General features: G+C 42.1%; 10 protein-coding genes and 1 tRNA gene. 6 read left to right on the top strand and 5 right to left on the bottom strand.

From position 1 onward, the window contains the following. Together BWD47_RS19570 and BWD47_RS19565 are read right to left on the bottom strand one after the other, a co-directional pair. Positions 1–402: transposase domain-containing protein (locus tag BWD47_RS19570; protein WP_178387100.1), on the bottom strand; the 402-nt coding region annotated here is incomplete at its 3' end. A gap of 219 nt (positions 403–621) precedes the next feature. Then, positions 622–697 (bottom strand) — tRNA-Ala (locus BWD47_RS19565). A gap of 165 nt (positions 698–862) precedes the next feature. On the opposite strand from BWD47_RS19565, the gene BWD47_RS19560 reads away from it, so the two are divergent. Further along, on the top strand, positions 863–1,249 hold the full coding sequence (locus BWD47_RS19560) for a hypothetical protein (RefSeq protein ID WP_036973343.1): 387 nt from the start codon (positions 863–865) through the stop codon (positions 1,247–1,249). Beyond that, positions 1,250–1,750, top strand: coding sequence for a prolyl-tRNA synthetase associated domain-containing protein (locus BWD47_RS19555; protein ID WP_036973342.1), 501 nt, complete (start codon positions 1,250–1,252; stop codon positions 1,748–1,750). It begins immediately after the preceding gene. Here BWD47_RS19555 and BWD47_RS19550 read toward each other — a convergent pair. Beyond that, the gene (locus tag BWD47_RS19550) at positions 1,717–2,853 is read right to left on the bottom strand and encodes an MFS transporter (RefSeq protein ID WP_036973341.1); all 1,137 of its coding nucleotides are present in this window, start codon (positions 2,851–2,853) and stop codon (positions 1,717–1,719) included. The genes BWD47_RS19555 and BWD47_RS19550 overlap by 34 nt on opposite strands. A 233-nt stretch (positions 2,854–3,086) precedes the next feature. Here BWD47_RS19550 and BWD47_RS19545 point away from each other — a divergent pair, with 233 nt between their 5' ends. The 4 genes from BWD47_RS19545 (at position 3,087) to BWD47_RS19530 (ending at position 6,159) form a co-directional block, all read left to right on the top strand. Beyond that, positions 3,087–3,626: a DUF2058 domain-containing protein gene (locus tag BWD47_RS19545; protein ID WP_036973340.1), complete on the top strand. Its 540-nt coding sequence runs from the start codon at positions 3,087–3,089 to the stop codon at positions 3,624–3,626. A 127-nt stretch (positions 3,627–3,753) separates the two neighbouring features. After that, positions 3,754–4,077: a c-type cytochrome gene (locus BWD47_RS19540; RefSeq protein ID WP_036973339.1), complete on the top strand. Its 324-nt coding sequence runs from the start codon at positions 3,754–3,756 to the stop codon at positions 4,075–4,077. Positions 4,078–4,206: 129 nt separating this feature from the next. Further along, entirely contained in the window at positions 4,207–4,974 is a 768-nt protein-coding gene (locus BWD47_RS19535) for a class II aldolase/adducin family protein (RefSeq protein ID WP_036973338.1), read from the top strand. A 9-nt stretch (positions 4,975–4,983) separates the two neighbouring features. After that, positions 4,984–6,159, top strand: coding sequence for a mandelate racemase/muconate lactonizing enzyme family protein (locus BWD47_RS19530; RefSeq protein WP_036973337.1), 1,176 nt, complete (start codon positions 4,984–4,986; stop codon positions 6,157–6,159). Positions 6,160–6,223: 64 nt separating this feature from the next. Here the strand turns inward: BWD47_RS19530 and BWD47_RS19525 are convergent, their stop codons facing one another. Both BWD47_RS19525 and BWD47_RS19520 read right to left on the bottom strand, forming a co-directional pair. Further along, on the bottom strand, positions 6,224–6,598 hold the full coding sequence (locus BWD47_RS19525) for a hypothetical protein (protein WP_036973335.1): 375 nt from the start codon (positions 6,596–6,598) through the stop codon (positions 6,224–6,226). Positions 6,599–6,606: 8 nt separating this feature from the next. Further along, positions 6,607–8,154 carry a S41 family peptidase gene (locus BWD47_RS19520; RefSeq protein ID WP_036973334.1) on the bottom strand — a complete coding sequence of 516 codons (1,548 nt, stop codon included), beginning with the start codon at positions 8,152–8,154 and terminating at the stop codon, positions 6,607–6,609. Between the last annotated feature and the right edge of the window lie 7 nt (positions 8,155–8,161).

Below are 8,161 nucleotides of genomic sequence, written 5' to 3'. Positions count from 1 at the left end.
GCCATCCACTGCAAGTAAATTAAGTCCACACCACTGCTCAAAAGGCTGGGTGGCAAACACTTTATGTGAAAGTAATTGAAATGTTTGTTGGACTGCTTCGTAACCCAACCTTTGGCGACCTTGCACGAGCGCACTCGGCGCTACTAATTTGTTTTTTCCAGGCAAGGATATGTCGAGTCTGTTAGCAATATCCCACACAGTTTCGTTTCGGAATAAACTCATTCCAATTACAGACCACATAATAGCTTCTAGCGGTAACCGCCTTCTGCGAACAGTGGCAACTCCCGCATGTTCAAATGCTTGTTCAAGAATATCAGGGTCAAGAACCTGCTTAAGTTTGTCGAGTGTATGTACATCATCTAAAAAGGAGGACATATCATCGAAGTGTTGAATTAGAGACATAAAAAAATCCGATACTATTTCTAATATCGGATTGTGAAGCTATGAAAAGATCAGTCAAGTGATCATAAAAATATGCTTAACTGATCTGCATTAGGCTCTGCTCGGCTTTTTTTTATGTGAATAAAATTAAGACGGCGAAAAAATAACGGATAAACTAGATAATTTTTTTAGATAAGTTTGATATTAAATTTGGCAGAGTGCCTAAGAAAAGTAGGAAGGTGGTGGAGCTAAGCAGGATCGAACTGCTGACCTCCTGCGTGCAAGGCAGGCGCTCTCCCAGCTGAGCTATAGCCCCACATTCCTAAATACAGGATGCTTAAGTCTTACGTCTTAAGCGGGGTGAACTTTAATTATTTTTACATTCGCGGTCAAGTGTTTTTTAAAAAATGATCGAATTTTTACCCTCCGCTTTTATTTTTGATAGACTAGGTCGCATCTACTGTTCAAGGCTTATCCAATAATGAAAAAAATAGCATCGCTTTTGGTTGTTTTATTAGCTGGTTGCGCAAGCCAAGGGGACGCCCCTCCTTTTGAAATTAATAACAAACAGTTTTATGGAAAAAATGATGAGCAGGGAAATAAAATTTTTGCTTATGTTGTGTCAGTAAAAGCGCAAGGCCGAAAGCCTATTAATTTAGATAAGCCGATGACGCGTCGACAATTTAAAGACTTTGCCGAGCAAGAGTACTTTGAAGAGTCGAGCAACTTAAAATTACTGTTAGAAGATCAAGCTGTTGAATTATTAAATGAAGAACTCAAAGAGCGTTCGTATTGCGACGACAAACATGTAATTGACGAAGTATTATGGCGTGATTTGAGTGTGCAATTACGAGGACGTTGTTTGTAAATGTATGCCGATAAAACCAAGCTGGCAGCGGCACTTGCTCAGCTCGCTATTGAATACGAAGAAATAGAACACCCACCATTACATGGCAGCCTCGATGCTGATACGTTTATGGTTGATAGGCCTGGTACGCGACTGAAAAACTTATTTCTGCGTGATAACGAAGGTAAACGTCATTTTTTGGTGATAACAGCCCACGACAAACAGCTTGATTTAAAAGCGATTGCAAAGCAGCAAGGACTTTCGCGGATAGGTTTTGCCTCAGATGAGCGACTTGCACGTTATTTAAAAGTGCCGCCTGGCTGTGTGTCTATGCTGGCACTTTTAAACGACAAACAAAATAATGTCACGTTGTGGCTTGATCAAGAAATCTGGTTTAACGCGCTTTTTCATTGCCACCCGTTTGAGAACACCGCGACTTGGTTAATGAAAAAAGACGACTTAGAACGCTTCTTTGCCAGTACAGGGCATCAGCCTCGAGTCGTATTCCTTCCTGCTAAATAAACCAACGCGAGCCCTATTAAACATACCAGCAGCAGTACTGCCATAAAGGCAACTTGACCATGTTGCTGGTATATCAGCCCCGGTAACAGTGAACCAAGTGCACCACCACTGTAATAAAACGATACATAGCCGCCATTCGTCACACTGGCAGGGGCGGTGCTAATTTTATTAACCAATGGTGCGGCACTTGAATGAATCACAAACATAGCGCCACAAAAACCTGTAAATGCGATGACAAATAACAGCAGTTGTTGACTCATCAACAGCAACATTGTGAGGCTATAAAATAAAAATACCCCAGTGAGCAAGCGCCAAGGAGATGAAGACTTTCTCAGTAACCAAGGTGTGGCTATTGACGCAAGCGCACCGACTAAGTAGCCAGTATAAACAAGTCCGATTTCGCGCGTGTTAGTAATGGCAAAGCTATCTTGCAGAATAAAGGGCAAATAATTTAACAGCGCTGCAAAGCAAAAGAACATACAAAAAACCGCCCCATAGAGCTTCAAAACTAATGGGCTTTTTAATTGCTTTAAATATAAAAGGGGTGATTGTGGGGTATGAATTGCGGTTGTCTTTTGGGGTTTAGGGATAGCGAAGGCAAGACAGACTAAGCCAATCGCTATCACATAGTAAAAGCTTTGCCAGCTTAAAAAATCAGTAAATAAGGCCGCTAACATACGACCAAAATAACCACCAACAATCGTACTACCAATATACAAGGTCATATTACGCTGTAGTAGGTCGGCTTGGTAAGTGACACCAATATAACTGGTCATCGCGGTGAGTGCGGCTGGCAGCGTAATACCTTGAATAAAACGTATCAAAAGTAACACGTTAAAGCTCGGCGCAAAGGTAAAAATAACGCAGCTAATAGCCAGTATAACCATAGCGATTTTTAAAATAACCAGCGGGTTACGCTTTGCTAAAAATAACCCATACACTAATGGAGCGATTGCTAGCGGGAGCATTGTGGCTGTCATTAAACTGCCGGCGGCGGCTGGCGACACAGAAAAATGGCGAGCAAATAATCCAAGTAGGGGCTGGGGTGCGTATAAAACAAAGAAAATAAATACAGAGCAAAGTAACAAATGTCGCAGCTGCATTTTTAGCTCCGTGAAGAAAAAGTATTAGCTTATAGAGTGCGAGTAATTTTACAAGTATCATAATGATTAAAGTAAGAAATATTGCGTTAAATCAAAGTGTCATGATTTCATCGCGTGTTAATCTGCGTGTAATAATATAAATAGCAAAGATTCAAATGGGTTCAGTACTGTTATTTGTTTGCATAGCTGATTAAAATAGCCCTTATACGCATTTTAATTATTGGAATTTAGTGATGGGTTCATTACAAGATCAGCTACTTAAAGCTGGGCTCACTACCTCGCACCAAGCGAAAGTAGCTAAAACTGAAAAACGTAAGCAGCAAAAGAAAAAAAAGAAAGGGGCTACCAGTAACCCAAGTGATTTGCAAAAGCACATTGAGCAAACCAAGCTCGAGCAGCAGAAAAAAGCAGATGAACTAAATAAAGCGCGTTTGGAAGAGCAAAAACAACGTGAGCAAGTTGCTCGCGTTAAGCAAATTTTAGAGCATAATAATCAGGATGAGATCCGTGGCGATCGCACCTTTAATTTCACTTATGAAAATAAAGTGAAAGAGCTCGACGTAAATGAAAAAACACAAAAAGCGTTAGCGGGTGGTCGCTTAGCAATTTGTGTTTTAGAAGGCCAATTTTTTGTTCTGGAAGATGAACCAGCTCGAAAAGTCGCTGAAGTTAGCGAAGAATATATAGTGTTCCATGTCGAACCTGAAGATAAGCAAAAGGATGAAGATGATCCCTATGCTGATTTTGAAGTGCCTGATGATTTAATATGGTAACCCGCATAACTGCATAGCATTTAGGTTGCTGTAACAATTTTTCGGGGGCAATTTGGGTGCAATATTGTTAAATCATGGTCTACACTAAAGAAAATGTTTTCTAACCCGTTAAAAAGAGAAGATACAAATGAGCAAGATAACTAAAATTCTATGTGGGGCTGGCCTTGCAATGGCTGCAAGCCTATCTTTCAATACAATGGCTGCTGATGGCGCAACGCTATACACAGCAAAACTTTGCCAAACGTGCCACGGTGCAGAAGGTAAAGCACCCATTATGCCGCTATACCCTAAGCTAAATGGCCAAAATAAAGAATACTTACTTGCACAAATGAAAGACATTAAGTCTGGTGCACGTAATAACGGTATGGCTTCTGCGATGAAAGCAATGGTTGCGAACGTATCTGAAGAAGAAATGGCAGCAATTGCAGATTATTTATCACAAGTTAAATAATCCGCTACATTTAATAAAAAAGGCCACATCAATTGATGTGGCCTTTTTGTATCAGCTATTGATCATCGGTTAATAGTAATTTAGACTTCTATACATCTATTTATGCTTGTCGCATATACAAGGTTTTCCATGTTTGACTTACCAAAACTCGATTTAAAAAATAAAGTATCTGAACAAGAATGGCAGCTTCGCGTAGATTTGGCTGCATGCTATCGTTTGGTCGAGCATTTTCGTTGGGGTGATTTAATTTATACCCATTTATCTGCACGCTTACCGGGCACAAATCAGTATTTGGTCAATGCATTTGGTTTAAGCTTTGATGAAGTAACCGCGTCAAACTTAGTGAAGGTTGATTTAGAAGGGAATATTCTCGACGATACACCGTTTAAAATTAACCCTGCAGGTTTCACTATTCACAGTGCTATTCACGAAGTACGCGATGATGCGCATTGTGTTATCCACCTTCATACCAAAGAGACTATTGCAGTAGCAACGCAAGAAAAAGGTTTACAACCGTTAAGCCAATACTCGATGTTTTCATTGCCGTCACTGTCATACCATGGCTATGAAGGCTTAGCCGTGAACAAGGATGAAAAAAAACGCTTACAAGATGATTTAGGCACTACAAATCATATGCTTTTAGTAAATCATGGCGGTTTAACGGTGGGCCCAACGGTGGGGGATGCATTTATGCGCTTCTATGATTTACAGCGCGCCTGTGAAATTCAATTGGCGATTCAAGCCAGTGGTCAAACAGCTATTCCGGTGCCTCAACCTATTATCGATAATATTTATAATCAAGCGAATGTCGTGCATAGCGGCAGTACTGGAGGCCAATTAGCGTGGCCTGCGATGCTGCGTAAGGCTTATCGCCTTGATCCTAGTTTTGCTCAGTAAGGAGTAACCATGAAAGTTAATCGCGTCGAAGTGTTCGATATTCATTGTCCAGACAGACCTGCTTGGACACCTGTGTTTGTGCGTATTCATACAGATGAAGGTATTAGTGGCGTTGGTGAAGCCGGGCTTGCTTATGACTTAGGTCACAGTGCAGCCGCTGCGATGATCAAAGAAATGGCTGATGCTTTTTTAATAGGCCATGACCCGTTTCAAACTGAAAAGCTATGGTCACGAATGCTACGCGAGAGCTTTTGGGGGTTAGGCGGAGGACCAGTTGTCTACGCTGCGATGAGTGCGATTGATACTGCACTGTGGGACATCAAAGGAAAAGCATTAGGTTTACCTGTTTATCAATTGCTAGGGGGTAAAGTTAACGACAAACTTCGTACTTACGCATCGCAATTACAGTTTGACTGGGACAGCGAGTTTAAAGCACTTATTCACCCAGAAGAATATGCAGAAGCGGCATTAAAAGCGATTGCTGAAGGCTACGATGCAGTGAAAGTTGACCCTATCCAATACGATAAGCACGGCAATACTTATTATGACCGCACTAATATTATTTCTCGTGGTGAAATGAAGTTATACCGCGCGCGTATGCAGGCTATTCGTGAAGCGGTGGGTGATGAAGTTGATATTATTTTTGAATGTCATAGTTTGCCAGGGGCAACATCTGCAATTCAAATTGGTGAAATCGCCGAAGAATTCGATTGCATGTATTATGAAGAGCCAGTGAACTACCTAAACCATTCATTGCATGCCAAAGTCGCTGATAAAGTTGCAGTGCCCATAGCCGGTGGCGAGCGCTTGTATAATCGTTGGGGTGTACGTCCTTATCTTGAAGATCAAAGCATTGATGTGCTTCAGCCAGATCTTGGTTTATGTGGCGGTTTCACCGAGACGAAAAAGGTCTGTGATTACGCTGATATTTTTGATGTGCGTATTCAAGCGCATGTATGTGGCGGTCCAGTTGCAACAGCGGCATCATTGCATTTAGAAACAGCCATTCCTAACTTCTTAATTCATGAGCATCACACTTACGCGATTAAAAAGTGGAATCGTGAGTTATGTATTCAAGACCCACAACCTAAAAATGGCTTTTTCCAAGTATCCGAAGAACCCGGCATTGGTATTGAGTTAAACGATGATGTTGTGATGCGTTCGCAACGTGTCGAAATAAAATAAATAGATTCAGCAATAAAAAAGCCCGTAAGGGCTTTTTTTATAGGTGTTTAGGTATATGTGAGGCTTAGTTAACCGCTTTACACTTTACCAGCGGCAGTGGCTCTGTTGCTTTGCTGTCTAAATGACGAACAAAGCACATTTTATCTTTAATGAGTAATTCAAAGCGATCGGGCATAGAAAGCTGCTTTCCCATGATAGGATTGCCTTGCGCATCTGTGATGCCCATGCTGTCAGTAACGAGGATACTGCTATTGATAAAGGCATCATCGGCGACTGCAATAGGCTGACTGTGCATTAATCTGGCAATACCTTGTGCAATCAAGGTGCTTTGCGGTGTTGTTAACACCGCATGTTGTAGCTTAGGAGTCGGCTCTTGGCTTTGTGCACTACACCCAAGCAAAGTCACAAAGTATATTGCTGTGGCTACTTTAAAGTTCATACACGCCTCTAATACTCAAGTATTTTGTTTTGCTCAATAAGCGTTGTTGCTCGGTTGTCCTGTACTTTTGGTGTATCAGTGAACAGCGCTGGTGCAAAACCCTGTTTGCTGGTCATTGAGCTTGCTACAGGGCATGTGCCAGTCGCTCTGTATGCCAGTGCAGTACTAAGTAATGCTTCATTTTCGTCGCCTAGCTGATGGCTAAAGTCATCGGCGACTGCACAACCTGGAACTCGCACGGGTTGAAACTCACTGCCAGTGCTGTTTTGGGGGGCAAAACCATCGGCATATTCACCAAAGCCTTTATTGTTAACCCCTGTAAATTGAATGCTGAAGTAGGTCGTATCACAGTTATCGGTTGGGTAAAAACCATAGGGTTTACCACAGGTATTTTCCCCTATTTGAATGACCTCAATATTGGCCCCTCTTAAGCCATTAATTACGGCTTCACTGGCTGAACATGTACTGCCTGTTGTTAACACAAAAACACGTTTTAGGTCTAAACTAGGCAATGGTGTGCCAGGGTTGATTGCTGGGTTTTCTGCAAATCCGACAAATTCATCGGTAAACGGCACGGGCTCCAAACGCTCCCCAGTGATTGGGTTAAAGGTTGGGTGTTGATCGTTAAAGATAGTCTTTTCGAAAATTTTGCCGTCAGTATTTTCGGCGCCTGCAATCATATAAGCAACTTGACTTGCCATCTGTAGGAAACCGCCGGGGTTGTATCGCATGTCGATAATCAGGTCTTTTACATTACGTGCTGCTAATGTATTAAAAGCATCAAATAAGGGCTTTTCTGCAATCGCATTGTGGCGATTAAATTGGAAGTAACCGACTTCTCCATTTGCGAATGTTTTAATATTGCCTACAGCTTGTCCCGTAATAGTTTGGGCTGTCATGGTGACTTCGCGGGTTTCACTGGTGTTGATATCTTTAAACACAAAGGTCGTTACTTTCCCGGATTCAGAAGGAAAAAGACCCGCATTGAGTACGTCGACTTCAGCTTGGGTGCTGGCATTTACAAAGTCTACACCATCCACTTCTAACACTTCAAAACCACGCGCTAGGTTTTGTGTTGCCGCGGGTGAGTTGGGTTCGGTATAAGTTATAATGGCTTGACGTGGGGCGCTGGCACTTATTAAACGTATTTTAAAGCCATAGCCAAAGGTTTGTCCCGACTGGCTTTGTGCCCGCCATTCATCGGTGGGTAAACTGGAATGAAAGTTGTCTTTTTTAGCCCCTGACTCCGTGGTGTTTTCGGTTTTTAGTAACGCAAAATAATTGAGAACCCCATCAGTGAGGGCTGGATCACGGTCTATTATTTCATCGTACCAGAGGTATGTTTCATGGCTCCATGAACGCAGCCAGTGCTTTTCATTGAGTGCCTGACATTGTTGATCAAACTTACTCGATGGCTCAAACACACCTTGTGTCCACGTAATGGTGGCTGGGTCTAGATTGCCTGAATCGGAGTTGTCACTCCCACTGCCGCCACACCCAACAAGACTAAATACGCACGCACCTAAAATGGCCGCTTCTTTTGAAAAAATAAACATAACCACT

Origin of the sequence: Pseudoalteromonas sp. PAB 2.2 (genome assembly GCF_001938575.1) — a bacterium.
Taxonomy (GTDB): Bacteria; Pseudomonadota; Gammaproteobacteria; order Enterobacterales; family Alteromonadaceae; genus Pseudoalteromonas; species Pseudoalteromonas lipolytica.
This window is presented reverse-complemented; position numbering and strand designations above follow the sequence as displayed.

Excerpts from the sequence above, each read along its gene's own strand:
- BWD47_RS19520 (WP_036973334.1), bottom strand. The coding sequence starts at position 8,154 with ATGTTTATTTTTTCAAAAGAAGCGGCCATTTTAGGTGCGTGCGTATTT.
- BWD47_RS19530 (WP_036973337.1), top strand. The coding sequence starts at position 4,984 with ATGAAAGTTAATCGCGTCGAAGTGTTCGATATTCATTGTCCAGACAGA.
- BWD47_RS19525 (WP_036973335.1), bottom strand. The coding sequence starts at position 6,598 with ATGAACTTTAAAGTAGCCACAGCAATATACTTTGTGACTTTGCTTGGG.
- BWD47_RS19550 (WP_036973341.1), bottom strand. The coding sequence starts at position 2,853 with ATGCAGCTGCGACATTTGTTACTTTGCTCTGTATTTATTTTCTTTGTT.
- BWD47_RS19545 (WP_036973340.1), top strand. The coding sequence starts at position 3,087 with ATGGGTTCATTACAAGATCAGCTACTTAAAGCTGGGCTCACTACCTCG.
- BWD47_RS19540 (WP_036973339.1), top strand. The coding sequence starts at position 3,754 with ATGAGCAAGATAACTAAAATTCTATGTGGGGCTGGCCTTGCAATGGCT.
- BWD47_RS19535 (WP_036973338.1), top strand. The coding sequence starts at position 4,207 with ATGTTTGACTTACCAAAACTCGATTTAAAAAATAAAGTATCTGAACAA.
- BWD47_RS19560 (WP_036973343.1), top strand. The coding sequence starts at position 863 with ATGAAAAAAATAGCATCGCTTTTGGTTGTTTTATTAGCTGGTTGCGCA.
- BWD47_RS19555 (WP_036973342.1), top strand. The coding sequence starts at position 1,250 with ATGTATGCCGATAAAACCAAGCTGGCAGCGGCACTTGCTCAGCTCGCT.